The sequence below is a fragment of the Citrobacter sp. XY323 genome, from assembly GCF_025106035.1.
GTDB lineage: Bacteria > Pseudomonadota > Gammaproteobacteria > Enterobacterales > Enterobacteriaceae > Citrobacter > Citrobacter braakii.
The window spans coordinates 219,361-244,765 of record NZ_JANYUK010000006.1 but is presented as its reverse complement, the minus strand read 5'-3'; the positions used below and the strand labels follow the sequence as shown (position 1 = coordinate 244,765).

Below are 25,405 nucleotides of genomic sequence, written 5' to 3'. Positions count from 1 at the left end.
TTTATAAATGATCAACTTACGAATTTCTGGTAAAAAGGAGACTATCTAACCATTGAAAAAAAAGCCTCACAGCAGAGGCCAGGATTGTATTTATGACATCAGGAAGTTTTTCCCAGACGGCCGCCTTTCTCTGGTCGGTAGCAGACCTGCTGCGCGGCGATTTCAAACAGTCACAATATGGCCGCATCATTCTCCCTTTCACTCTTCTGCGCCGCCTGGAGTGCGTACTCGAAAGCAGCAAACCATCCGTGCTTGCTCAGGTCGAAAAAATCCAGTCAATGAACCTGCCGGAAGAAGCACAAGAGAAAATGATCCTGCGAGCGGCGGACAATCTGACATTCTTCAACACCTCACCGATGGACCTCAGCAAAATGGGGCAAAACGGTATCAAGGCCAACCTGGAGAAATATGTTCAATCGTTCTCCACGGATGCCCGCGAGATCTTCGATCACTTCAAGTTCAGCGAGTTTGTCGGGCAACTGGAAGACGCGAATCTACTGTATAAAGTGGTACAAAAATTCGCGGCCACCGATCTGAGCCCTGAAGCGATTTCCAACCATGAAATGGGCTTTGTGTTTGAAGAGTTGATCCGTCGCTTTGCTGAAAGCTCAAATGAGACAGCGGGAGAACACTTTACCCCCCGCGATATCGTGCGCCTGACCACCTCACTGGTGTTTATGGAAGACGATGATGCGTTAACCAAAGACGGTATTATCCGCACGATTTACGACCCGACCGCCGGTACTGGCGGGTTTCTCTCATCGGGTATGGAATACTTGCACGAACTAAACCCGAATGCGGTCATGCGTGCTTTCGGACAGGAGTTAAACCCGGAGTCTTACGCCATCTGTAAAGCCGATATGCTGATAAAAGGTCAGGATGTCAGCCGCATTAAGCTCGGCAACACCCTCTCTAACGATCAGCTTCCGGCCGATCGGTTTGATTACATGCTTTCTAATCCGCCGTTCGGCGTGGACTGGAAAAAGATTGAAGGGGAGATCAACGACGAGCATCTACAGAAAGGCTTTAGCGGTCGTTTCGGCCCCGGCCTGCCGCGCGTTTCCGACGGTTCACTGCTGTTCCTTCTGCACCTGATCGGCAAAATGCGCGATGCGCAAAACGGCGGTGGACGCATCGGCATTATCCTCAACGGCTCGCCGCTGTTTACCGGCGGCGCAGGCAGCGGTGAGAGCGAGATCCGACGCTACATCCTTGAAGCCGACCTGCTGGAAGGGATTATCGCCCTGCCAACGGACATGTTCTACAACACCGGCATCGCCACCTATATATGGATTTTATCCAACAAAAAGATCGCAGAACGTAAGGGCAAGGTTCAATTGATTGACGGCAGCAACCTGTGCGACAAGATGCGCAAATCGCTGGGGTCGAAACGTCATCAAATGGGCGATGAGGATATCCGGCTGATTACCCGAACCTTCGGGGATATTGAGTCAGTTAGTGCGACCACGCTGGACGTATTGGGTCTGGAAAAAGCACCAGAGCAAAAATCCAGCCGCGGTCGCCAGTCTGCTACCGCGAAAAGCGAAGCGCCAAAAACTTTCGCCAGCAAAATCTTCAACAACACCGATTTTGGTTACCGCCGGTTAACCATTGAGCGTCCGCTACGCCTGTCGGCACAGATTTCCGATGAGGCCATTGCCACTTTGCGCTTCGCGCCGAAGCCGTTTAACGCGCCGATGGAACGCCTGTACGAAGTATTTGCCTCGCAGTGGCGGGATGAGAATTATGGTGATTTCACCACACTGGCAACCGAAGCCCGCGCCATTATCAAAGCCGAGTTTGCCGAGCTGAAAGAGAAGCAAATCAAAGACCTGTTCGACAGCAAACTGTGGCAATTCCAGCGAGAGTTAATGGAAAAAGCGCGGCGTATTCGGGCAGCGGTAGGCGCTCAGGCGGGGGGAAAAGAGGTCATCAGCAACGACTTTAACCAGTTCCAGCTGACGCTGAAGGGCGCGCTCAACACCGCAGGCGTGAAGCTGGATGCCAAAGAGAACAAGCAGCTTATCGACGCCATCACCCGCAAAAATCCGAATGCCGAACCGGTGGTGAAAAAGGTGCTGAAAGAGGCCGCTCAGCCGCTGTACGGCGCGTTTGATTACCAAGGAAAAGTTGTTGAGTTTGAGCAGGATGGCGACCTGCGCGATAACGAGAATGTGCCGCTGAATCCGGCTATTTCCACCAGCGAGCTAATCGAGAGCTACTTCAAAGCGGAAGTCCTGCCGCACGTGGCGGATGCGTGGATCAACGCCGATAAGCGTGATGCGAAAGACGGCGATATCGGGATTATCGGTTATGAAATTCCATTTAACCGTCATTTTTATATTTATCAGCCGCCGCGCCCACTGGAGGAGATTGATGCGGATTTAGATGCGGTCAGCATCGAGATTATGCAACTGCTGCGGGAGGTACATTCCTGATGGCTAAATATAAGGCGTATTCAGAATATAAGGATTCTGGGGTGGAGTGGCTACAAACGTTACCCGCTCGCTGGAGCACAGTACCACTGAAATTTCTTTGCACCTGTAATGATCAAGTTATTTCTGATTCAACAGACAAAGATTACGAGATCGAGTATGTTGACATAGGCAGTGTGTCTTCTTCTCTGGGGATAACAACTACAGAGAACATGTCGTTTTCAAAGGCTCCATCAAGGGCAAGACGCTTGGTAAAAGATGGCGATATAATTATCTCGACAGTTAGAACATACCTAGAAGCTATCGCTCCTATCATTAAACCGCCAGCTAATATGGTTGTATCCACTGGATTTGCCGTAATCAGACCATCTTCTAATCTTGATAACAGATTTGCCTCATATTGCTTACGCGCAAGTGGTTTTATAAAAGAAGTAGTATCTCGCTCAGTAGGAATAAGTTACCCCGCAATTAATTCATCAGATTTAGTTAATATCCCAATTCCTAACTGTACATTACATGAACAATTAAATATCGCGACGTTCCTTGATCACGAAACCGCAAAAATCGACAACCTGATCGAGAAGCAGCAGCAACTGATTGAACTGCTAAATGAAAAACGTCACGCAGTGATTAGCCATGTGGTGACCAAAGGGCTAAATCCTGATGTACCGATGAAAGATTCTGGTGTTGAGTGGTTGGGGGAAGTACCAGAGCATTGGTCATACACGAGAATAAAATATGTATCATTACTAAATCCTTCAAAGTCGAAATTAACTTATGATAATATCAATGAATGCACTTTTTTACCTATGGAGAAGCTTAAAAACAACTCTGTTATTACTGATGAAAACAGATTAATAAAAGACGTAATAAACGGGTATACATATTTCAAAGATGGAGATCTTTTAGTGGCAAAAGTAACCCCATGCTTTGAAAATAAAAATATAGCCATCGCTAAAAATTTAACCAATGCCATTGGCTTTGGTTCTTCTGAAATATATGTTATTAGAACCAATAAATATATTGACGTAGATTATTTGCTATATAGGTTACAAGAAAATAATTTTATGTGTGCCGCTACTGGAGCAATGATCGGTGCTGGAGGTTTAAAACGCATACCTTCAGATTTTTTACTTAACTATCAAATCGTTATTCCTCCTAAAAATGAAATGAAGCAAATCAGTGAGTATCTTATAAATCAAGAAAATCAATATAATGCTTTAGAGAATCAAGCCATAATAGGAATTCAACTCCTCCAGGAACGCCGTACCGCTCTGATCTCCGCCGCCGTCACCGGAAAAATCGACGTGCGCAACTGGGTTGCGCCGGGCGAACAAGCCAAAGCAGAATCACCCGCGGAGGCCTTTGCATGAGCAACGACATAGCCAAAGAGGTCAATCTTCAAAACGATATCATCGCGCAGATGGTGGCAAAAGGCTGGATTATCGGCAAAGGTGACGGCTACGATCGCGAACGGGCGCTCTATGTGCAGGACACATTACAATTTGTGCAATCCACCCAACCGCAGGAGTGGGAGAAATTCGTCCGCGTCTATCCCAACGATACCGGGCGCCATTTCCTCGACGCACTGGTTACGCAGCTTAAAAAAGCCGACAGTAACGCTACGGATATCCAGTCGCGCAGCTGGGGCACGCTGGGCGTATTGCGCCACGGCCTGAAAATCCGCAACGCCCGTTTTTCCCTGTGCCAGTTTAAACCCGAGCACAATCTGAACCCGGAAACCCTGGCGTGCTATCGGCAGAATCTCTGCCGCATCGTACCGGAGCTGGTGTATAGCCCCTATGCCTCCAACTGCGCCTTTGCGGAAACCGGCCTGAAAGCCAAAAAGTGGCGCATCGATCTGGTGCTGTTTATCAACGGCCTGCCGGTCGCCACGCTGGAGCTGAAATCCGAATTTAAACAGACGGTGCATAGCGCGATTGTGCAGTACAAAAAGACCCGTCTGGCGAAAGATCCGGCCACCAACAAACCCGAACCGCTGCTGACCTTTAAGCGCGGGGCGCTGGTCCATTTCGCGGTCAGCCAGTACGACGTCTTTATGACCACCCGGCTCGCGGGGGACAGCACCTTCTTCCTGCCCTTTAACAAAGGCACCAAAGAGGGCGGTGCGGGCAACAATATTCCCGAAGATACCACCCGCTATGCCACGGACTACCTGTGGAATGAAGTCCTGCTGCCGGATAACTTATTAAAAATCCTCGCCAGCTTCGTGCATTTGCAGATTGAAGAAAAAGAGGACTGGAACGGGCTGAAATCGAAGAAAGAGAGCCTGATTTTCCCGCGCTATCACCAGTGGGACGTGGTCAACAAGCTGCTGGAAGCCGCAACGCTGGAAGGAACCGGCTACAAATACCTGATACAGCATAGCGCCGGCTCCGGTAAATCGAATTCCATTGCCTGGACCGCCCATCAGCTTTCCCGTCTGTACGACGTGAACGGAGAAAAACAGTTCCACTCCGTGATCGTAGTGACGGACCGCACGGTACTGGACGACCAGCTTCAGGACACCATCTGGCAATTCGAACACGCTGACGGCGTGGTCGGACGCATCAATAATAAAGAAGGTGATGGTTCTAAATCGGAAAAGCTGGCCAGCGCGCTGGAAAACTCGCAGCCGATTATTATCGTCACCATCCAGACCTTCCCGTTCGTCCTGAAAGCCATCGAAAACAGCGTCAGCGTGAAACAGCGTAAATACGCGGTTATTGCCGATGAAGCGCACTCCTCACAGAGCGGTACCACCGCCCGTCAGCTAAAAGAAGTGCTGATGACCGAAGAGATGGATGACGACGTGGTGCTGTCGTCAGAAGATATTCTGGATGTCACCATCGCCGCGCGTCAGGGCAGCAGTAATCTGAACTACTACGCCTTTACCGCCACGCCGAAGGCCAAAACCCTCGAACTGTTTGGCCGCCGCCCGCATCCGGAACAACCTGCGTCAAAAACCAATAAACCGGCTGCCTTCCACGTCTACTCCATGCGCCAGGCGATCGAAGAAGGCTTTATCCTGGATGTACTGAAAAACTATACCAACTACAAAGTGGCGTATCAGCTGCTGCAAAAGCTGGAAGATAAAGACCGCGAAGTCGACAGCAATCGGGCCAAGGTCAGGCTGAGTCAGTGGGTCACGCTGCACGATTACAACGTCTCGCAGAAGGTGAAGGTGATCGTCGAGCACTTTCGCAAACACGTTATGCACCTGCTTGGCGGTCAGGCGAAAGCGATGGTAGTTACCAGCTCGCGTAAAGCCGCCGTTCGCTACAAGCTGGCCTTTGATAAATATATTAGCGAGAACAATTACCCGAAAATCAGCGCGATGGTGGCATTTTCTGGGGAGGTGGAATTCCAGGAAGGCGACCAGAATAGCCTCGCGCTGTTAAATCAGAAATTTACCGAGATGAATATGAACCCTGGTCTGAAAGGCCGGGACATGCGCAAAGCCTTCGACAGCGACGATTATCAGGTCATGCTGGTTGCCAATAAGTTTCAGACCGGTTTTGACCAGCCTAAGCTGTGCGCCATGTATGTCGATAAAGCCCTCGGCGGCGTTGAGTGTGTACAGACGCTGTCACGCCTGAACCGCACCTATCCGGGCAAAGCGGAGTCAGGCACCTTCGTGCTCGATTTTTATAACGAGCCGGACGAGATCCTCTGCGCGTTCCAGCCTTATTACCAGACGGCGGAACTGACCGACGTCAGCGATCCGCAGCAGGTGTTCGATTTGTTTGAAAAACTGCGTGCCACGCAGATTTTCCAGTGGAATGAAGTGGAGCAATTCTGCATAGCATTTTTCAGCAAAAATAAATCCAACGCGGCAATCAGCAATATTTGCAAACCGGCGGTCGAACGCTGGAAAAAGCGTTACGCCCTGGCAATCGATGCTTACCTGATGGCAAAAGAGATGTTTGAGCGCACCAAAAAAACAAGCGATACGGTATTAATTACCAATGCGGAAAATAGCTTTAACGCCTGCAAGCAGGAAAAAGATCGTCTGGAGATTTTCAAGAAAGATCTTGGCAGTTTTGTTCGCTTCTACGAGTTTATGTCGCAGATCGTCGAGTACGATGACAAAGATCTGGAGAAACTAAGCCTGTTTGCCCGCCATCTGCGCCCGCTGTTGCATGAGCAACATCTGGAAGAGGACGAGATTGATCTCAGTAACGTGGAGATGAGCCACTATCGCTTATCAAAGATCCACGAACAACATCTGAAACTACAAGAAGATGATGCGAAATATACACTTGATCCCAGTAACGACGTGGGTACGGCAAAACCAAAAGACAAGAAAGAGGAATTTCTGTCGCATATTTTATCGCGAATGAATGAACTGTTTATCACCGACCATCTGACAGATAAAGATATGCTCAGCAGCGCAATGACCGTGTTTAATAAAATCACTGAGAATGAAACGGTGATGAAACAAATCAGGAATAACAGTCCCGAGCAGGCAATATTAGGCGGTTTTTTCAAGGCGGTAGACGACGCGGTGATGGACAGTGACGAAGCGCGACAAGAATTTATGCTGCAGTATTTATCGAACCCGCAGTGCGCTAAGGGCTTTGCCCGCCTGATGTTTGATATGGCGACGGGGCATTTCGCGTTGCCTGCTTAAGGTTTTGATTATTGCCGGATGGCTTATCCGGCCTGATTTATATTTCTTATCAATAGTGACTTATGCGAGTCGTTATCCCCGGCAGCCTCCATGCTGCCGGGGTTACGGCGAGGCTATACCACCGCGCTATCCATCTGTTTTTCAAATGCCTGGCGAATCAGCCCCATCACATACGGTAGCTGGGCAAGATCGCTGAAACCGACCTCTACATCACCATTGCCCCAGCGACCAAGATCCGTTACGTCTTTCGCCATCCCTTTCGGATCGACCAGTTCATGGAACGGCATATTCAGCGACAGGCGCAACCGGCTTTTCTGCGGTACGACATCCACAAAATTGGTCTCCGCCTTGAAGGCGATATACAGCTTCAGCACTTCCTGTGTGATACTCGCATCCAGCTTTAAAATCTCTGGTGCCAGTTGGTCAAATAGCATCCGGCTATGTGAGCCGACCTCCAGTTGATGGAAATCCGTCAGACTGTAGTTCATCGCTTTTTCAGGCTGCTGACGATAGCCATCAAGAACATCTTCATCCAACTCAGGAGCACTCCAGACCTGAACGGCACGCTTCGCCAGCCGCTCAGCCCGAGCATCCATCGCCGCTTCATCCCACTTCTCGCACTGCCCTAATCCGGCGTTTAAATGCAAAGGGCTTTCTTTAAAGCCGCCATCAATATCGCGTTTTTCCACAAAGGCTTTATCGCTGTAACGGGAGTTATAGCCGGTTAACGTCAGGTTCCCCAGCGTATGTAGTCGCTCTTTATGTACCCGCTGCCAGTCGCTACCCAGCTCTTCACGCCATTTTGCCGACAGATTTTCATTCTGCGGCATAATATGTTCAATCGTATATTCATCCACCGCCACGCGCTCTTTGCGCCCGTAATTTTCCAGGCGGCGTAGCCAGTAACTACGGCTACGGAAGTTATACAGATCGCGCTCTTTTAACTTGTGGCTAAATTCATCGTTGTCCGGGAAACGTCGATAGCTCGGCAGTTCCAGTAAATGCGCCTGAATACTTTCCAGGTAGCGTTCTTTATCTTTATTTAACACCCGATAAAACGTGGCGAATGTTTTGTTCAGCGAGTTGGTTGGAATAGCGCACACCGCGCGGCGGAAAACATACGACTCAACCAGGCGTATCGCACTCAGAAAATCATCGTGTGATAAATTGCCCTCCCGGTAATCGTGGTACAGCACCAGCAGGAACGGATAAGCAACATCAACCTTTAACTCCCGTAAATCCTGAAACGCTATAGCAAGTTGCTTATCGCTCTCTTTCCCCAGCGCCATCGCACAGAAATATTCCGCATAGCGCTGAATATCCGCTACCAGCGCATCCACACCCTCTTCGGCAATAGCCTGGCTACGCGCATGTAACTTAAATGCTTCATAAACTTCATCGGTCCTAGGAATATCCCCCGTTTTGACCGTCAGATAATGACGCATAAAGCTGTCAAAATATTCGCTATAGCCTTTCTGACCAAAAGCAATTTCCATCGGTCGCCAGTGGTCGTCATACAGCCGCGTCTGATGTTCCGGCTCCAGCCCCATCAGGATATAATTACGCACCAAATCAGCCTGGCTGAGCGCTTTGCCCGTTGAGTTCATGCTTTCAAAAATTAGCTGCGGGTTATCCTGCCCGCGATTCAGTGCGACATCGACAATCAATAGCTTTGATAGCCCACGACACAGCGAAATCAAGTCATCGCCTAATTTGCTGATTTGTTCATCGAAGAAGTTAAAATTGGCCTCAATCCGCTGCGAACCGTTTTCAGGCAGCGGTTTTTGTTTAATCAGCGCCAGCAGGCTATCTTTATCCGTCTCCGTCAGCAACAGCTTGTATCCCCGCTCTCCGGACTCGTAGGGGTTGAGCAAATAGTAATTGCGTAACTTCATGGCGGAGAAGCCATCAATCAACTCTTCATCGCCAAGATGACGGGATAACGCCTCAAGGAGTAACATCGCCGTCGTCAGGCGCTGTTGACCATCAATAACCAGTAACGGAGAAATCCCCGAAACCTGATACAGTCCCTGCTCTATATAAACAACGGAGCCAATAAAGTGGGCCGAAATATCGTCACGTTGCCCGGCTCGAATAATATCGTCCCAAAGCTGACGACATTGTTGCTCAGACCATGAATAGGTTCGTTGATAGATGGGAATAACAAATTGCTGTGAGCGTTTGAGAAAATCGAGTAATCGGGCTTCTGTAGCTTTCATCCTGATAATAATCCTTCCATGAAGCAAAAGTGCTTCAATAATACTCCCTTCGTTGGCAGAACCAGGAGCAATTTCTCCCAGTCCTTCCTCTTCCATCGCCCCACCACAAACGAGGTCGCCACAAAACCGTTCAGGAAACACCATCCGCGGCTATTCGATCTGATCGCGTCGCAGCCCGACGTCCCGCAACCGCTCATTACTCATCTGTTGCAATACGCGCCGCGTTTGCGCCCGTAACCTCCACGCCTTATATGCCCGCCAGATCAGAACAAATCCAAGAAATGGCTGCTTTGCTTTATTCTCGTGAAATTCCATACCTTGCCTCCCCGCCTTGTCTGAGGCTTTATCTTCACGGATTTGGCCCTAATCAATACAGACTCACAAAGTACTTTTATTTAACATACAGATTGGTTAAAAAGAGTTCTACATCGCTTTTTTCACGCCAATCTGTACTGGTTTTTTAATCTGTATGATACCCATGAGGGATACAGCATGACGCGTTATCAACATCTGGCCAATCTGCTGGCCGAACGCATTGAGCAGGGGTTGTATCGCCATGGCGAAAAACTGCCTTCGGTACGTAACCTGAGTCAGGAGCACGGGGTCAGTATCAGCACCGTCCAGCAGGCGTATCAGATGCTGGAACAGCGGCAACTGATCACCCCGCAGCCGCGTTCCGGTTATTTTGTCGCGCCGCAAAAAGCGCTGCCGCCCGTACCGCCGATGTCACGCCCGGTGCAGCGTCCGGTCGAGATAACGCAGTGGGATCTGGTGCTGGATATGCTAAAAGGGCATAGCGATAAATCTGTGATCCCCTTCAGCAGCGGCGCGCCAGATGTCAGTCAACCGAGCCTGAAACCGCTCTGGCGCGAACTCAGCCGCGTAGTGCAGCATAACCTGAAGGCAGTGCTGGGGTACGACAAGCTTCCCGGCAGCCAGGATCTGCGCCAGCAGATCGCCCGTCTGATGCTGGATAGCGGTTCAGTCCTCAACGCCGATGATATTGTGATAACCAACGGGAGCCAGAGCGGAATGTCGCTGGCGCTGCTGGCGGTTTGTCAGCCAGGGGACATTGTCGCCGTTGAATCCCCCACCTACTACGGCACAATGCAGCTACTGCGCGGCCTGGGAATCAAGGTGATTGAGATCCCAACCGATCCAGATACCGGGATCAGCATTGAAGCGCTAGAGCTGGCGTTGGATCAGTGGCCGATCAAAGGCGTGCTGCTGGTACCCAACTGCAACAACCCTCTCGGGTTCATTATGCCGGATGCGCGTAAGCGGGCGGTGCTCGCCCTCGCCCAGCGTCACGACATCGTCATTTTTGAAGATGATGTGTATGGCGAACTGGCCACAGAGTATCCGCGCCCGCGTACGATCCACTCCTGGGACAGTGACGGCCGGGTAATACTCTGCAGTTCGTTTACCAAATCCGTAGCCCCCGGACTGCGCGTGGGTTGGGTGGTTCCCGGTCGCTATTACAACAAACTGCTACACATGAAGTACGCCGTCATTGGTACTAACGTTCCCGCTACGCAGCTGGCAGCAGCCTCCTTTGTGCGCGAAGGTCATTACCATCGGCATATCCGGCGTATGCGCCAGATTTATCAGCGTAATATGGAGATCTACACCTGCTGGGTACGGGAATATTTTCCCTGCGGGATCTGCGTCACACGACCAAAAGGCGGCTTTATGCTGTGGGTCGAGCTGCCGCTCCAGGTCGATATGGTCTGCGTCGCTAAGCAGCTCTGTCGCCTGAAAATCCAGGTCGCACCGGGATCGCTGTTCTCCGCATCCGGAAAGTATCGCAACTGCGTACGCATCAACTGCGCGTTGCCGCCAAACGAGAAGCATCAGGAAGTGATGCAAAAGCTCGGCGAGGCGGTAAAGATGGCGATAGAGTAAACCGGACCGCCCGGTGATTTCGGCCAGGCGATTATGCGATTTAACTCATATCTAATGACTTAAACCCTGAATATCTTCTGCGGAAAGCCGGGTAATTTTTTGTACCGTGCAGATATCAATACCGTCTGCCAGCATAGTGTGGGCAATACGGAGCGCCTCATCACGTCGTCCTTCTATAAGCCCTTCTTGTCGTCCTTCCTGTAACCCTTCCAGCCTGCCTTTTTGTAGCCCTGCCTCATGCAATCTGTCGGCGATCGTCATCAAATGCTCCTTATACTGCGGTGAACGTTCGGCAACCTCACGAATAAACTCACTGAATCGAGGCGCATCGCCAGTTCGTAAAATATAATTAAACAGCGTCTTTATCTGGCTGTCATTAGTCAGTCCGGTAAGTAGCAGGGAAACAATTTGCTCGACCAGCCCCATAAGGTCGCGCTGACGAATATGTTTTTGGATTAACTCCAGCAGCGCCATACGTCGATGCTGCACAATTTCGTCATCCGGGATAACTGTAATATCCACCAGTGGAAACGCCACAGCATACAGCTGACGAGCCAGCTTCGGGTTAGCAAACTCGTCCAGCCAACATAGGGAATAAGGATACGGGCTTTTCGCACCGTGATAGAACAACATCGGCACCACCAGCGGTAATTGCTGATGCCCGGCATCTAAATGCTTCTGCATGGCCGCTACCGCGTAACGCATCAACCTGAATGCCATATGCGCATCCGGTGTGCTTTGGTGTTCAATCACCACATAGACATAGCCATCACCTTCCGTCGTTTTCACGGACCACAGCACATCGGAATAGTGCGCGCGTAAATCCTCTTCAATGAAGCTATCCGGCTTGAGTTTCAGCGTCTGAAAATCGCAAAGTTCGCGCAGCGAAGCGGGAAGATGTATTTGTAGAAAATCCCGAGCTGTCTCAGGGCGGCGCAAAAACGTTTTAAAGACCGCATCATGCGGGGTGGAAGTCGGTGCTTTGTTCATGGCGATCCATCACCTGGAAATAAGATGCCGTGACTGTAGCGCTGGTAAACCACACTCTCACCTGTAACTTTCTCTCTTTGCGAGGCGATTTCCGGGATAAAAACGCCCCTTTGTAACGTCTGCATTTGTCTGGAACGTATCACGCAGAATCACGACCTCAATGCACATTCCCGCTTTTTCACCGCAGGGCCTGTGCTATAACAAATCATCACTTTCATGGAGGACACGATGTGACGCATACCCGGGATATTCCACAATCGTTCTGGCGTGATGAGCAACTGCCGTGGCTGGAGCTGCGCAGCACCTGGCGCAGCAAGCAGGCCTATAAGCGCCATCACCACTCTCAGCTCTCGATTGGGGCAATTCTCGAGGGAGGAACCTGCTGCCTGTGCGATGACAAGGAATACCATCTGAAGGTGGGCGATCTCATTGTGATCCCACCACTGGCACCTCACAGCTGCAATCCCGTCAACGGGCAATTTCGCAGCTATCACATGCTTTATCTTGATGCCCGGTGGTGTCTTGCCCATCTGTCTGCGCTGAACAGCAATCAACGGCTTTGTACGCGCACTCCTGTTATCCGCGATCCGCAATTATTCCAGTGCTACATGCACCTTGTGGCGCTCATGCCGCAACGGCAAACGACGCAGATAACTGATGCCGCACAAGCATTGCTGCGCTCGCTGCCATTGCAGTCGGTAACACCTGAAAACCTAAGCGTCACCAGCCAGTATCTGCGCGAGCGGTTGCAGTCCAGTCTGCTCTCCCCACCCTCGCTGGATGAGCTGGCAGATGAGTGTCACATGCGTAAAGAGACGCTGATTCGGACCTTTAAGCAGGACACCGGGCTGACGCCGGGAAATTATCTGAACATCGTGAGGATTGACTATGCCCGTCAGCGGCTACGGGCCGGGGACGAGATTGTCGATGTCGGCTACCAGAGCGGGTTTGCCGACCAGAGCCATTTCCATCGCACCTTTGTTCGCTACACAGCAGCCACACCGCGCCAGTACGCACTGGGACGATCAATATCAGACAATAATTAGCGTTGCGTCAGGCGTACGCTGATCTCTGATTCATTTTCTGAGGTCGCTATGTCGCTGCTTGCTGAACTTTTTCCGTCTGCTTTTCCCGCGCTGGCGCTGGCGCATTTTGTTGCACTACTCAGCCCAGGGCCGGACTTCTTTTTACTGGTCGGTTACGCCGTACGTTACCGGATGCGCGGCAGCGCCGGACTGTGCGTGGGGATCGCCATCGGCAACGGGCTGTATATTCTGCTGGCGATTATTGGTTGGGGGATCCTGCGCCAGCTTCCCCTGCTGTTTACGGTTATTGAGCTGCTGGGCGCGCTCTATTTATTATGGATTGGCAGCCTACTGATACGCAGCCGCCCGCAAACCCTGAGCGGAGCAGACGCCCAGTCTACCTGTCCAGGATTTGGCAAACAGCTGCTGCTGGGATTAGGTTCGTCGTTGCTCAACCCAAAAAATGCGCTGTTCTATCTGGCGCTAATGACCGCCCTGCTCGGCCCGTCGGTGACGCTGCTGCAACAAACCATGAGCGGGATCTGGATGACCAGCGTGGTGTTGTTCTGGGATCTGCTGATCGTGATGTTCATCGGCTTACCGCAGATCCAGCGACGGTTAACCAGAGGGATATTGTGGATCGAGCGTATCGCCGGCGGCGTATTGATCGTCTTCGGCAGTGCGATCGCGCTGCGTTTTCTGCAGAGCGTCACTTTCTGATAAGCGTGACGATTTTCTGCAAATAAAGCGGATAAACTCGTTTAATTAATATCCAATCCGCATTACACTTTGGGTGGCTATTATCCATTCAACCAATTCTTCCCGAGGTGCGATGTGCTGATTGTTACCTGTAATCGTTACGTTTTCTGACTCGAGTCTGAAAACGTTTCTCCTGTTTGCGCCTCGCGCAGGCAGCGTTTTTGATTACATGAAATTCAGTACATTTGCAGTCTGCTTTTTTCTGTCATCGGTCTGACGTCTCAAAGACGGTATTGAATTTCGCTATTCCCGTTGAGGGTTTTCTCCCGAAAAGGAGCTGTTTTATGCAACGGATTCTCGCGTTTTTCTCCCAACGCACCACGACGCTATTTTTTCCTGTCGCGTTGATTTTATATGACTTCGCCGCTTATCTGTCGACGGACCTGATCCAGCCAGGCATCATCAATGTGGTGCGTGATTTCAACGCCGACGTCAGCCTGGCCCCCGCTGCGGTGAGCCTCTATCTGGCTGGCGGCATGGCGCTGCAATGGCTGCTGGGACCGCTCTCCGACCGGATTGGCCGTCGACCGGTGCTGATTGCGGGGGCGTTAATTTTTACGCTCGCCTGCGCTGCCACGCTATTGACCACCTCAATGACGCAATTTCTGGTCGCCCGATTTGTACAGGGCACCAGCATCTGCTTTATCGCTACCGTTGGCTATGTCACGGTTCAGGAGGCGTTTGGGCAAACGAAGGCCATTAAGTTAATGGCGATAATCACCTCCATTGTGCTGGTTGCGCCAGTTATCGGCCCGCTCTCCGGCGCAGCGCTGATGCACTTTGTACACTGGAAAGTCCTGTTCGCCATTATCGCCGCCATGGGGCTTATCGCCCTGATTGGGCTAGCGTTAGCAATGCCGGAAACCGTTAAGCGCGGCGCGGTGCCGTTCAGTGCACGCGGCGTACTGCGTGATTTCCGCGACGTTTTCCGCAACCGGGTGTTCTTGTTTGGCGCAGCCACGCTGTCGCTAAGCTATATCCCGATGATGAGCTGGGTGGCGGTCTCGCCGGTGATCCTGATCGACGCTGGCGGTATGAGCACATCAGAGTTTGCCTGGGCGCAGGCACCGGTGTTTGGCGCGGTGATCGTCGCCAATATGGTGGTTGTTCGTTTTGTGAAGGATCCAACCCAGCCACGCTTTATCTGGCGGGCGGCACCCATTCAACTGAGCGGACTGGCGGTGCTGATTGCCGGCAATTTGCTGTGGCCGCACGTCTGGCTGTGGTCGGTGCTGGGAACCAGCCTGTATGCGTTTGGCATTGGTATGATCTTTCCGACGCTGTTCCGCTTTACGCTGTTTTCCAACAACTTACCGAAGGGTACGGTCTCGGCGTCGCTGAATATGGTCATCCTGACGGTGATGGCGGTTTCTGTCGAAATCGGACGTTGGCTGTGGTTTAACGGCGGCAGGATTTCGTTTCATCTGTTGGCGGTTGCGGCGGGTATTGCTGTCGTCTTTACCCTGGCAGGCTTACTGAAACGGGTTCGCCAGCATGAAACAACAACGTTAGCCACTGAAAACTAACCAGCCGGATGGCACTGACGCTTATCCGGCCTGTGTCGTAGTGATAGGCCGGATAAGGCGCTTGCACCGCATCCGGCAACCATCACATTATCTTAAGCAATGCGCGCAAACCCTGCTTCCAGATCGGCAATCAGGTCGCCAATATCCTCAAGGCCAATATGCACCCTGACCAGGGTGCCGCTGAAATCCACCTCTCCGGCTGGGCGAATGCTGTTCAGCTCTTCTGGCTGATTCGCCAGAATAAGCGACTCAAATCCGCCCCACGAATAGGCCATATGGAACAGCGAGAAGTTATCGAGGAAATTCGCCATCTGCTCGTCGGTCAGTCTCTTTTTCAGCACAAACGAGAACAGGCCTGAGCTTCCGGCAAAGTCACGCTGAAAATACTCGTGCCCCGGGCATTCCGGTAATGCCGGATGATTCACCCGCGCCACTTCCGGCCTTGCCGACAGCCAGCGGGCAATATGGATGCTGCTCTCCTGATGCTGCTTAAGACGTACCGCCAGGGTGCGCAATCCACGGCTGCCGTTGTAGGCCGTATCGGCATCCAGCGTTTGTCCCATCAAATAGGAGTTCTCGCGTAGACGATCCCAACAACGCGCGTTGGACACCGCCGTGCCCAGCATGCCGTCCGAATGACCGATGGTGTACTTCGTTCCCGCCTGAATGGAAATATCCACGCCATATTCCAGCGCTTTGAACAGCACACCCGCCGCCCAGGTGTTGTCGATCATAATGACAATCTCCGGATTAACCGCGCGGATAGCTTTCACCATCCCCGGTACATCCTGGACTTCCATGGTGATCGAACTTGGCGATTCGAGGAATACAACTTTCGTTTCCGGACGCAGAAGATCAACGATACCAGCACCAATCAACGGATCGTAATACGTTGTTTCCACATTGAATTTACTCAGGATCTTATTGCAAAAATCCTGGGTTGGCTCGTAGGCCGCGCCCGTCATCAAAATATGATCGCCACCCTGGACAAACGCCAGAATCGCATTGGTCACCGCCGCAGCGCCGCACGGGTAAAGCGCGCAGCCAACGCCGCCTTCCAGTTCGCTCATTGCCTTCTGGAAGGCAAAGTGGGTGTAGGTTCCGCGACGACCGTAAAACAGCTCGCCATTTGCGCGATTGGCGGTGGCGAATTTTTTGTCTTTCACGGTATCAAACACCAGCGAAGAGGCGCGCTGGATAACCGGATTCACCGCTCCCTGGGTGTAGCGTTTGTCGCGACCCGCAACAACCAATTGCGTCTCAAGCTTCATTACGTCTTTCATAACATCTCCTGTTCTTAATCCGTGTGAAACCTATACCACCGCAGCAGTAGAGTTTATTTCAGTGTTGGTCTGCTTTTTTCCAGCGAACCGTTCAACAATCTGCGCCGCATTCAAATCATGGATAACGTTAATCAGTGTGGCAGGCGCATCGGTAATCGTGCCCAGCACTACCAACATCGGGATCGCTTCCATTGGCAGGCCCAGCGTAGTGACGATAAAGATTTCACCGAGGAATGCCCCGCCCGGTACGCCGCCGACGATAATGGCGGAGAGCACCGCAATCAGCATGGTCAGGAAGAAGGTCTCGGTGGTGAACTCCATGCCCAGCACGGAATAGATAAAGACAATTTTCAGCGCGGCAATCATCGCCACGCCACCTTTGTTCAGGTTAACCAGTAGCGGAATGGAGACATCAACGATTTCCGGGTTAATCCCCATCGCCTTACCGGCACGCAGCGTCACCGGGAGAGTCCCCAGCGAAGAGCAAGTCCCCAGCGCAGTCGCAGACGGTTCAATCGCATTACGCCAGAAGGCTTTGACTGCCGGAATACCGCCGCCAATATACGAATAGAGAATCGAGCCAAAAACAAAGTAGACCAGCGTGGCCACCATGAACAGGCCGATGGCGCGAGCAAAGGTTAACAGCAGTGCAGAGTCCTGACTGGCCATAGTGGCAGCGAAATAGCAGCCCAGGCCAATCGGCGCGACCTTCATAATGATCGAAACGATCTTCATGATCACGGTATTGGCATCTTCCAGCAGCGACGCAATGCGCTTACCGGCCTGATCCGATTGACCAATCGCCACACCAGCAATAATCGCCATCACAATCAGCGCCAGAATATTGGACTTAGAAAACAGTCCGATAAAGTCGCTGGTCGTGATCATGCTGACAAAATCCATCTTACCGCTGCCCGCCTGCACCGACTGCGAAAGATCGATAGTGACGCCCTGCGCCGGGTTATACCATAGCGCCAGCGCGACGATCCCGGCAGCCGGAATAAAGGCCATTGCGATCGAAACAATAAAGATAATCGCCATAATGCGCCCCAGCCTTTTCAGGTCGGTCATACTGGCGATCGAAGACATGACGCTGATCCCCACCAGCGGCACAATAATCATAAATAGCAGATTTAAGAATATCTGGCCGATTGGCTGGAGTTTACTTGCAAATGAGGGGGCATAAATACCTAATAAGCCGCCAATCACCAGAGCAACTAATAAAATAATCGACGATCTGTAGGGTTCGAGTCGTGACCACATAATCGGTACCTTTAGAATAATATTTAATGAGATTAAATTCACAATGTGATGAGTTTCCGTTTCGCCTCCTTTTATTTTGTGACGTAACTCACCTAAGTTGTTATTTTTTCATTTTGCCAGCAAGTTGTTTCCTGTGATTCAATAGTTGCATGTTTAAAACGCGAATGTAACGGCCTATTCGTACCGTTTTTGCAAATCACTTGTGAATAAAAGGAAACTATGAGTACGCCGATTTCACTCAAGCATCTGGAGTTTTTCATTAAAATCGTCGACTGCGGAGGATTGTCAGAAGCCGCGGCGCAGCTCAACGTCTCGCCATCAGCGGTCAGCAAAAGCCTGGCGGCAATGGAAGATACGTTAGGCACGACATTAATTAAACGTACCACCCGCAGTATTACCCTGACCGATGCCGGGCAATATCTCTTTAACCGCGCCAATAAGCTTTTGAAAGAATTCGATGAAACGCTGAATACCACCTCCGGTTATTACCACAGCCCACAGGGTGAATTACGCATAACCTGCTCAATTGCGTTTGGTTATTCCCGGCTGGTGAACCTGGTGGATAAATATCGTTCCCAGTTCCCAGATGTGAATCTGTATATCGATCTCAACGATAACTTCGTGAATCTGAACGAAACGGATTTCGACATCGCCCTGCGAATCTCCACCGCACCACCGCAGAACTACGCAATGCGCAAGCTGGTGCCTGTCCGCTGGGCGTACTGCGCCTCACCCGGCTACCTTGCCAAAAAAGGGATGCCCCAGCGTCGTAGCGATCTGGTCAATCATGATTGCCTGGTTTACCCAGGTCTCACGCCGGTGCTGAAGGTGGCGGATGAACAGGATCGTCTGCATCAGTTAAAACTGCATATGCCTATCCAGGCCAACAGCAGTCTGGTATTGCTGAAATCGGTGTTAGAAGATCAGGGAGTGGCGTATTTGCCCACCTATCTGATTGGCGATCATATTCAAAAAGAAGAGATAACGCCGCTGATGCTCGACGGCACCATCACCTGCGAAACCCACGCCCTGTATGCGCTCTATTTTCCCAGTAAGTACAGCAATCCGAAGGTGCGATCGTTTATCGATTTTCTGGTGGCGGAACTCGACCCCTTACCCGCCTGGGACAACTGGATCCCGGAGTAATCTTTGCACGTCTGAAAATGGGAGGCGCTCCACATTTTTTGCGCGATCCCCCCGTCTGGCTCTATCCTTAAGCCTATGAATAAAATTGCTGAACTCAAACGCGCCAAGCGACTGGCGCTCTCATTGCTGCTGATTGCCGCCGCTACCTTCGTCATCACGCTGTTTCTGCCGCCTAACTTCTGGGTGCTCGGGATCAAAGCGATCGCCGAAGCGGCGATGGTCGGCGCGCTGGCGGACTGGTTCGCCGTGGTGGCGCTTTTTCGTCGGGTACCAATCCCGTTTATCTCGCAACATACGGCGATTATCCCACGCAATAAGGATCGGATCGGGGAGAATCTCGGTCAGTTTGTGCAGGAAAAATTTCTCGACACCCAGTCCCTGATCGCCCTGATCCGCCGCCATGAACCGGCGTTGTTGATCGGTAACTGGTTCAGCCAGCCGGAAAACGCCCAGCGAATTGGCCAGCATCTGCTGCAGATCATGAGCGGTTTTCTCGAACTCACCGACGACGCCCGCATTCAGCGGCTGATCAAGCGGGCAGTGCACAAAGCCATCGACAAGGTCGATCTCTCTGGTACCAGCGCGCTGATGCTGGAAAGCATGACCAAAAACAATCGCCATCAGGTGTTGCTCGACACATTGATCGCCCAACTTATCGCCCTGCTCCAGCGCGACAGCTCGCGGGCGTTTATCGCCCGACAGATCGTGCACTGGCTGGAGACCGAGCATCCGATGAAAGCGAAGATCCTGCCGACTGAATGGCTGGGCGAGCACAGCGCCGAACTGGTGTCTGATGCCGTTAATTCCTTACTGGATGACATCAGCCACGATCGGGCGCATCAGATCCGCCACGCCTTCGATCGCGCCACGTTTAAGCTAATCGATAAGCTCAAACACGATCCGGAGATGGCCGTGCGGGCCGAAAGCATGAAAAACTATCTGAAGGAAGACGAAGCCTTCAACCGTTATCTTGGCGAACTGTGGGCAGACCTGCGCCAGTGGGTGAAAACCGACATTAACGCTGACGATTCGCGCGTGAAGCAGCGCATCGCCAGCGCCGGACAGTGGTTCGGCGAAACACTGGTTGCCGACAGCGCCCTGCGCGCCTCACTGAATGGGCATCTGGAGCAGGCCGCGTATAAAGTTGCGCCGGAGTTCGCCACCTTCCTGACGCGCCATATCAGCGACACGGTGAAAAGCTGGGATGCGCGCGATATGTCGCAGCAAATTGAGCTAAACATCGGCAAAGATTTACAGTTTATCCGCATCAACGGCACGCTGGTCGGCGGTTCTATTGGGCTGGTGTTATATCTGTTGTCGCAAATTCCTTCCCTGCTGACGCTGGCGAATTTTTAAGGAGAAAGTAAAATCCCTGTTTTTATTTTACTTTTCATTATCATTTGCACATGTAATATAACAATTATCAAACTAACAGCGTGAAATGAGAGTCCGTATGTCCGAGGGAAGCCCCGATTCAAATCGTCATGCCATCAGCGTCGCGCTCTTTGGCATGCTGGTCTTAACGCTGGGCATGGGAATTGGACGCTTTCTGTATACGCCGATGCTCCCGGTACTGCTGTCGGAAGGTCAGTTTACGTTTGACCAGCTCTCCTGGATTGCCAGCGCCAACTACGCCGGATATCTGGCGGGAAGCCTGCTCTTCTCCTTCGGGCTCTTCCATCTTCCCTCACGTTTACGCCCGATGTTGTTAACTTCTGCGCTCGCTACCGCAGGATTGATTCTGGCAATGGCAAGCGTTAAGCAACCCGCGCTGGTGATGTTGATCCGTTTTCTGGCAGGCGTCGCCAGTGCCGGTATGATGATTTTTGGTTCGATGATCGTCCTGCATCATACCCGGCATCCCTTCGTGATCGCCGCATTGTTCTCCGGCGTTGGCGCAGGCATTTTGCTGGGCAATGAATATGTCATCAGCGGTCTGCATTTTGCGCTGTCATCGCACACGCTCTGGCTGGGGGCAGCGGCAGCCTCCGCGCTGTTCTTTGTGCTACTCGTTATGCTCTTGCCATCTCGCGACCATGCGCTCCCCGCCGCAGCACCGGTAAAAACAGAGCATCAGCCTATGTCCTGGTGGCTGCTGGCGCTACTGTATGGATTAGCCGGATTTGGCTACATCATTGTCGCTACATACCTGCCACTGATGGCGAAAAGTGCCGGGTCGCCGCTGCTGACGGCCCATCTCTGGTCGTTGGTCGGCATATCGATTATTCCGGGTTGTTTCGCCTGGCTGTGGGCTGCCCGACGCTGGGGGGTGTTGCAATGCCTGACGGCGAATTTACTGATCCAAAGCGCTTGCGTGGTCATGACGCTCGCCAGCGACTCCTTGCCGCTGCTGGTGATAAGCAGCGTGGGTTTTGGCGCAACGTTTATGGGGACCACTTCGCTGGTCATGCCGCTCGCCCGTCAACTTTGCGTACCGCGCAATATTAATCTGCTGGGCCTGGTCACCCTGACTTACGGCATTGGGCAAATACTCGGGCCACTCTTAACCAGCCTGCTGGGAAGCGGCGCTCAAGCGATCGTTAACGCCACGCTATGCGGTGCCGTCGCCTTGTTTATTGCGGCACTCATCAGCCTCGCACAATTATACAAACAGCGTTTCGCCTCCCCCAAAAGGGTATAATCGACAACCTTATAAACAGGTATCTTAGGATTAGTCCGCAATCAAAAGTCAACATTTAATAAACCACAAATAATCGGCAATTACCCGCCAGACAATTTATAATCCCCGGCTGTTCATTTATAAACTCAATTTAAAATGCGTAAAAATGGACATATTAACTCAGCATCAACACTATCTTCGGGAAAAGTACATGTCATGGTTTAAAAAAATACTACTGGGGTTAATTATTTTGGTGGGTTTAATTGACACGCTAAAGGATTATAAAGACTTTGGCCTGTTTGGCGCGTTAGGATTGTTTCTTATATTCCTGTTAACAACAACATTTTTATGGCAATGGGCCTCTGGCAGGTTACCAGAGATAACCCAGCTTCAGGCCGTATTTATTTTACTGGCCAGCGCGGTAGCCTCAATTTTTGTTATCAATATGGCAATTGCCGGAAATTTGCATGTGGATTTAATGGAGGTCATGTACGTTACCATTACGCATAATCCACTTTTTTACCTGATTCTCTGCGTGGTCGCATGGGTAAAAGTGGGCATCTGGCAATGGCTGTTTAGCGGTGGACAGGTCAAAGAGAGTCAGCCAGTTTAAACACGGCAGAGGTAAAAAAGGCGTCTTAACTAAGACGCCTTTTATGCTAGTACAACAAATTAGAACTGATAGGTCAGACCTGCAACAACCTGGTTGTCGTCGTCTTTGCCGTCGAGCAGGTTAATTTTGTAACCCACATCAGCCACGATGTTTTTGTTGAAGTAGTAATCCGTGCCCAACGCTACGTATTCAGTCAGGTCATTATTGTTGTTGTCACGCGCGTGAACGTAACCCACGTTCGGACGCAGACCAAAATCAAACACATACGCAGCCATTGCTTCAAAGTGCTCAGCTTTATCCGCATCCTGAATCAGGTTGTGGGACTCGCCGTACATGGTCGCGACGTAGATGGCATTAGCATCATATTTCAGACCCGCGCCCCAGAACTCTGCGTTTTCGCCATCCCAGCCGCTTCGTTTCTGCAGAGCAGTCACCGCACTGGTGGTGTAGGCCGCAATCGCAGATACGCCGGAATCCGCAATATTGTCATAACCCAGGGAGAAGCCATAACCATTGCCATGCTGTTTTGCCGGGCTAATGTTAGTGTCATCCTGGCCCTGGTATTGCGCGCCAATGTTCAGACCATCAACGGCTCCAAACAGATTTTTGGTGCGGAGTGTTGCAACGCCAGCAGTACGTGTAGTAAGGAAGCGGTCAGTATCTTCAAAGGAGTCGCCGCCGAACTCTGAAAGAGTGTCAGTGTAAGCTCCCACGTCATAAGCAATACCGTAGTTACGACCGTAGTCAAAGCTAACGTCATGGCCATAATCCAGGCCAGCAAACGCCAGACGTGTATTGACGCCATTCTGAGAACCTTCTGCTTTAGAGGCATCAAACTGACTTTCAAATTGGCCATAACCGGTCAGTTGATCGTTGATTTGTGTCTCACCGCGAAAACCCAGACGCGCGTATGTACCGTCGGCATCGGTGCCGCCAGTCCAGGAATGGACCGCTTTTACTTTGCCGTACAGATCCAGTTTGTTGCCATCTTTATTATAAATTTCCGCTGCATGAACGGAGGTTACCCCTAATACCATTACAGCTAATGCCACTGCTGACTTTTTCATGTTATTACTCACTTTTAATTGTGAATTTTGCTATCAACTTTGTTATGAAGGCAGAATACCCGCATAAAAAAGCCCCCTATGGAAAAGGGGAAAACCTCTAACACACCAATGAAGGTAATAATAAAGTGGCAAGACACATATCATTTTGGGTTAAATAAAACCCGAACAGAGAGTAATTACTTGGATTCTTCGCTTACGCTCTCATTAACAGAGCGATATAACATTATTGCTTCGGCAATAATATCTTGTTTACTTTTACGGGTTTCAAATGCCAGCGTACGAACATATTCCCACAGAGAGGTATCGACACGGGCACTTAAAAGAACCATATCTTTTGAACGGGTACCCCTGGCCTTTCTAATATCGGGGTAATCTCGAGAGGGCATTATCATCTCCTGAACGCAAACACGCTTATGGCGATGAAATATGCAGTCAGTGTAAAAACATGTCAACGGCAAAATACAGTGACAATAGTAATGAAACTGTTAATAACGGACAAAAAACTGGAACAGCATTTCAAATGAAAGATAACTTGATTATAGAATAATGTGTAATTTTAACTTTACATATATTCACTTTTATTCATTTGATTAAAAAAGCCAGAACTATTGACAATAAACATGATCTCAAATCAAAACATCATTACAGCCAATAAGTTACGTGCCGTTATTAATGTCTACATTTCCGTGAAGCGCCTGTTTTTATGCACTGTTATTCCAGGCTGCCTCGCTCTGACCACCGCGGAAATCAGTTTGATTCTCACTTAACACAGGCCCGTTTTGTCTAAAAATAAGCACGGAAAGGTAAAAATAAGGTAAACAATGCATTTTTTCGCATGCAAAAATAAGTTGTTTTTAATTGATATAAATCAATTTTCACCGCGTAACGACGGAGGAAAAATCATCATCTGAGGTGATGGAAACCTTTTTTTACGTGACGTTCATGACGAGAAAAAAGCGTTGTTATGCAATAAACTTTTGTGCTGAAAAGTGGCGCGCGGGCTGCAACAGCCCGCATGGGAGAGGAAGGAAAATCAGGCGTTAACTTTATCCAGCGGCCAGGAATCAAACAGATAGCCATCAAAGTCGATATCATCAACATTTGAAAACTCCAGCAGGCGCTGTTTGACGTTTTCCAGATGCTGCCACATTGCCAGCTTGGCTGCGCGGGCATCCTTTTTGATTAATGCCGCCAGGATCTGTTTGTGGTCGCCCATCCACTCTTTACGGTAATGGGTATCGTCAAGGTGGCTATGGAGCTGGATCCACATCGGGTTGTTTTCACGCCACTGCCATGACTGGCGAAACAGCTCCACCAGCATGCTGTTATGCGTGGCTTCAGCTATGGCGAGATGGAACTGCATGTCGCCGCTTTCAGAACCGTTCGCTTCGCTGGAGGCCAGCTCCCGCTCTTCCAGCTGTAACGCCTGGCGCATTTTAACGATATCTTCACGCGTAGCCTGCAGCGCGGCGAATTCGGCGATATTGCTTTCCAGCAGCTGTCGCGCCTGCAGCAGCTCAAACGGGCCCGCGTCATTGCAATGATTGACATCCGTACTGTCGATGGTCTGCGCATCTGCATTGTCGAGTACGTAGATCCCGGCGCCGCGGCGCACGTCCACCAGACCTTTAATTTCCAGCATAATTAACGCTTCGCGAACCACCGTGCGAGTGACGTTGAGCATCTCAGCAATTTCACGTTCCGGCGGCAAACGCTCCCCGGGCTGGTACGGCGTCTGGACAATCAGATCGCGGATCATTGCACCCACTTCCTGGTAGGGTCTTTGTTGAGAAGTGTTCGATTTCATCGTGTTATGTCCGTCAGATGCGTCAATTCAGATCCGTAGGCCGGATAAGGCACATGCGCTGCCAACCGGCACCTGTGCCGTTGGCTGATGGCGACGCTGACGCATCTTATCAAG

The 25,405-nt window shown here is 51.0% G+C and carries 19 protein-coding genes; 11 read left to right on the top strand and 8 right to left on the bottom strand.

What is annotated here, in order from left to right; all coding sequences use genetic code 11:
- The first annotated feature begins 92 nt into the window (after positions 1 to 92).
- The 3 genes from N0B36_RS10695 to N0B36_RS10685 are packed head-to-tail and all read left to right on the top strand — an operon-like array spanning position 93 to position 7,068.
- Positions 93 to 2,438: a class I SAM-dependent DNA methyltransferase gene (locus N0B36_RS10695; protein WP_259687764.1), complete on the top strand. Its 2,346-nt coding sequence runs from the start codon at positions 93 to 95 to the stop codon at positions 2,436 to 2,438.
- Complete coding sequence (locus N0B36_RS10690) at positions 2,438 to 3,808, top strand: restriction endonuclease subunit S (RefSeq protein WP_259687763.1); 1,371 nt, start codon at positions 2,438 to 2,440, stop codon at positions 3,806 to 3,808. The genes N0B36_RS10695 and N0B36_RS10690 overlap by 1 nt, the downstream gene beginning before the upstream one ends.
- Positions 3,805 to 7,068, top strand: a complete 3,264-nt coding sequence (locus N0B36_RS10685; protein WP_259687762.1) for a type I restriction endonuclease subunit R — start codon at positions 3,805 to 3,807, stop codon at positions 7,066 to 7,068. The genes N0B36_RS10690 and N0B36_RS10685 overlap by 4 nt, the downstream gene beginning before the upstream one ends.
- Positions 7,069 to 7,181: 113 nt before the next feature.
- On the opposite strand, the gene N0B36_RS10680 is transcribed toward N0B36_RS10685, so the two are convergent.
- Together N0B36_RS10680 and N0B36_RS10675 are read right to left on the bottom strand one after the other, a co-directional pair.
- On the bottom strand, positions 7,182 to 9,287 hold the full coding sequence (locus N0B36_RS10680) for a DUF262 domain-containing protein (protein WP_259687761.1): 2,106 nt from the start codon (positions 9,285 to 9,287) through the stop codon (positions 7,182 to 7,184).
- Positions 9,288 to 9,437: 150 nt separating this feature from the next.
- On the bottom strand, positions 9,438 to 9,602 hold the full coding sequence (locus N0B36_RS10675) for a DUF1127 domain-containing protein (RefSeq protein WP_259687760.1): 165 nt from the start codon (positions 9,600 to 9,602) through the stop codon (positions 9,438 to 9,440).
- A gap of 177 nt (positions 9,603 to 9,779) precedes the next feature.
- Between N0B36_RS10675 and N0B36_RS10670 the strand changes: the two genes are divergently transcribed.
- Positions 9,780 to 11,192: a PLP-dependent aminotransferase family protein gene (locus tag N0B36_RS10670; protein WP_047358390.1), complete on the top strand. Its 1,413-nt coding sequence runs from the start codon at positions 9,780 to 9,782 to the stop codon at positions 11,190 to 11,192.
- 51 nt (positions 11,193 to 11,243) lie between these two features.
- Here N0B36_RS10670 and N0B36_RS10665 read toward each other — a convergent pair whose 3' ends face one another.
- On the bottom strand, positions 11,244 to 12,182 hold the full coding sequence (locus N0B36_RS10665) for an Rpn family recombination-promoting nuclease/putative transposase (RefSeq protein WP_259687759.1): 939 nt from the start codon (positions 12,180 to 12,182) through the stop codon (positions 11,244 to 11,246).
- Positions 12,183 to 12,412: 230 nt separating this feature from the next.
- Here N0B36_RS10665 and N0B36_RS10660 point away from each other — a divergent pair, with 230 nt between their 5' ends.
- The 3 genes from N0B36_RS10660 (at position 12,413) to mdtM (ending at position 15,492) form a co-directional block, all read left to right on the top strand.
- Positions 12,413 to 13,228 (top strand): AraC family transcriptional regulator, encoded by an 816-nt coding sequence (locus N0B36_RS10660; RefSeq protein WP_200046611.1) that lies wholly within the window; start codon positions 12,413 to 12,415, stop codon positions 13,226 to 13,228.
- Between the two features lie 48 nt (positions 13,229 to 13,276).
- Positions 13,277 to 13,927, top strand: coding sequence for a LysE family translocator (locus N0B36_RS10655; protein ID WP_259687754.1), 651 nt, complete (start codon positions 13,277 to 13,279; stop codon positions 13,925 to 13,927).
- A gap of 323 nt (positions 13,928 to 14,250) precedes the next feature.
- A complete protein-coding gene (gene mdtM, locus N0B36_RS10650) occupies positions 14,251 to 15,492 on the top strand; it encodes a multidrug efflux MFS transporter MdtM (RefSeq protein ID WP_016151565.1) in 1,242 nt (413 codons plus the stop codon).
- Between the two features lie 92 nt (positions 15,493 to 15,584).
- Here mdtM and metC read toward each other — a convergent pair whose 3' ends face one another.
- Together metC and N0B36_RS10640 are read right to left on the bottom strand one after the other, a co-directional pair.
- A complete protein-coding gene (gene metC, locus N0B36_RS10645; RefSeq protein WP_049282575.1) occupies positions 15,585 to 16,775 on the bottom strand; it encodes a cystathionine beta-lyase in 1,191 nt (396 codons plus the stop codon).
- Positions 16,776 to 16,805: 30 nt separating this feature from the next.
- The gene (locus N0B36_RS10640; protein ID WP_003019196.1) at positions 16,806 to 18,038 is read right to left on the bottom strand and encodes a dicarboxylate/amino acid:cation symporter; all 1,233 of its coding nucleotides are present in this window, start codon (positions 18,036 to 18,038) and stop codon (positions 16,806 to 16,808) included.
- A 219-nt stretch (positions 18,039 to 18,257) separates the two neighbouring features.
- Between N0B36_RS10640 and N0B36_RS10635 the strand changes: the two genes are divergently transcribed.
- From N0B36_RS10635 to N0B36_RS10620, 4 genes are all read left to right on the top strand, one after another.
- On the top strand, positions 18,258 to 19,184 hold the full coding sequence (locus N0B36_RS10635; RefSeq protein ID WP_259687750.1) for a LysR family transcriptional regulator: 927 nt from the start codon (positions 18,258 to 18,260) through the stop codon (positions 19,182 to 19,184).
- 75 nt (positions 19,185 to 19,259) lie between these two features.
- Complete coding sequence (locus tag N0B36_RS10630) at positions 19,260 to 20,540, top strand: DUF445 domain-containing protein (RefSeq protein ID WP_103766869.1); 1,281 nt, start codon at positions 19,260 to 19,262, stop codon at positions 20,538 to 20,540.
- A 97-nt stretch (positions 20,541 to 20,637) separates the two neighbouring features.
- The gene (locus tag N0B36_RS10625; protein ID WP_259687749.1) at positions 20,638 to 21,825 is read left to right on the top strand and encodes an MFS transporter; all 1,188 of its coding nucleotides are present in this window, start codon (positions 20,638 to 20,640) and stop codon (positions 21,823 to 21,825) included.
- 190 nt (positions 21,826 to 22,015) lie between these two features.
- Positions 22,016 to 22,417, top strand: coding sequence for a hypothetical protein (locus N0B36_RS10620; protein WP_259687748.1), 402 nt, complete (start codon positions 22,016 to 22,018; stop codon positions 22,415 to 22,417).
- A 59-nt stretch (positions 22,418 to 22,476) separates the two neighbouring features.
- Here the strand turns inward: N0B36_RS10620 and N0B36_RS10615 are convergent, their stop codons facing one another.
- From N0B36_RS10615 to uxuR, 3 genes are all read right to left on the bottom strand, one after another.
- Entirely contained in the window at positions 22,477 to 23,484 is a 1,008-nt protein-coding gene (locus tag N0B36_RS10615; protein WP_016155597.1) for a porin, read from the bottom strand.
- Between the two features lie 176 nt (positions 23,485 to 23,660).
- Entirely contained in the window at positions 23,661 to 23,870 is a 210-nt protein-coding gene (locus N0B36_RS10610) for a hypothetical protein (RefSeq protein ID WP_047358398.1), read from the bottom strand.
- Between the two features lie 647 nt (positions 23,871 to 24,517).
- On the bottom strand, positions 24,518 to 25,291 hold the full coding sequence (uxuR, locus tag N0B36_RS10605) for a Uxu operon transcriptional regulator (protein WP_029139754.1): 774 nt from the start codon (positions 25,289 to 25,291) through the stop codon (positions 24,518 to 24,520).
- Positions 25,292 to 25,405: the final 114 nt, after the last annotated feature.

Excerpts from the sequence above, each read along its gene's own strand:
- N0B36_RS10695 (WP_259687764.1), top strand. The coding sequence starts at position 93 with ATGACATCAGGAAGTTTTTCCCAGACGGCCGCCTTTCTCTGGTCGGTA.
- N0B36_RS10690 (WP_259687763.1), top strand. The coding sequence starts at position 2,438 with ATGGCTAAATATAAGGCGTATTCAGAATATAAGGATTCTGGGGTGGAG.
- N0B36_RS10685 (WP_259687762.1), top strand. The coding sequence starts at position 3,805 with ATGAGCAACGACATAGCCAAAGAGGTCAATCTTCAAAACGATATCATC.
- N0B36_RS10680 (WP_259687761.1), bottom strand. The coding sequence starts at position 9,287 with ATGAAAGCTACAGAAGCCCGATTACTCGATTTTCTCAAACGCTCACAG.
- N0B36_RS10675 (WP_259687760.1), bottom strand. The coding sequence starts at position 9,602 with ATGGAATTTCACGAGAATAAAGCAAAGCAGCCATTTCTTGGATTTGTT.
- N0B36_RS10670 (WP_047358390.1), top strand. The coding sequence starts at position 9,780 with ATGACGCGTTATCAACATCTGGCCAATCTGCTGGCCGAACGCATTGAG.
- N0B36_RS10665 (WP_259687759.1), bottom strand. The coding sequence starts at position 12,182 with ATGAACAAAGCACCGACTTCCACCCCGCATGATGCGGTCTTTAAAACG.
- N0B36_RS10655 (WP_259687754.1), top strand. The coding sequence starts at position 13,277 with ATGTCGCTGCTTGCTGAACTTTTTCCGTCTGCTTTTCCCGCGCTGGCG.
- mdtM (WP_016151565.1), top strand. The coding sequence starts at position 14,251 with ATGCAACGGATTCTCGCGTTTTTCTCCCAACGCACCACGACGCTATTT.
- metC (WP_049282575.1), bottom strand. The coding sequence starts at position 16,775 with ATGAAAGACGTAATGAAGCTTGAGACGCAATTGGTTGTTGCGGGTCGC.
- N0B36_RS10640 (WP_003019196.1), bottom strand. The coding sequence starts at position 18,038 with ATGTGGTCACGACTCGAACCCTACAGATCGTCGATTATTTTATTAGTT.
- N0B36_RS10635 (WP_259687750.1), top strand. The coding sequence starts at position 18,258 with ATGAGTACGCCGATTTCACTCAAGCATCTGGAGTTTTTCATTAAAATC.
- N0B36_RS10630 (WP_103766869.1), top strand. The coding sequence starts at position 19,260 with ATGAATAAAATTGCTGAACTCAAACGCGCCAAGCGACTGGCGCTCTCA.
- N0B36_RS10625 (WP_259687749.1), top strand. The coding sequence starts at position 20,638 with ATGTCCGAGGGAAGCCCCGATTCAAATCGTCATGCCATCAGCGTCGCG.
- N0B36_RS10620 (WP_259687748.1), top strand. The coding sequence starts at position 22,016 with ATGTCATGGTTTAAAAAAATACTACTGGGGTTAATTATTTTGGTGGGT.
- N0B36_RS10615 (WP_016155597.1), bottom strand. The coding sequence starts at position 23,484 with ATGAAAAAGTCAGCAGTGGCATTAGCTGTAATGGTATTAGGGGTAACC.
- N0B36_RS10610 (WP_047358398.1), bottom strand. The coding sequence starts at position 23,870 with ATGCCCTCTCGAGATTACCCCGATATTAGAAAGGCCAGGGGTACCCGT.
- uxuR (WP_029139754.1), bottom strand. The coding sequence starts at position 25,291 with ATGAAATCGAACACTTCTCAACAAAGACCCTACCAGGAAGTGGGTGCA.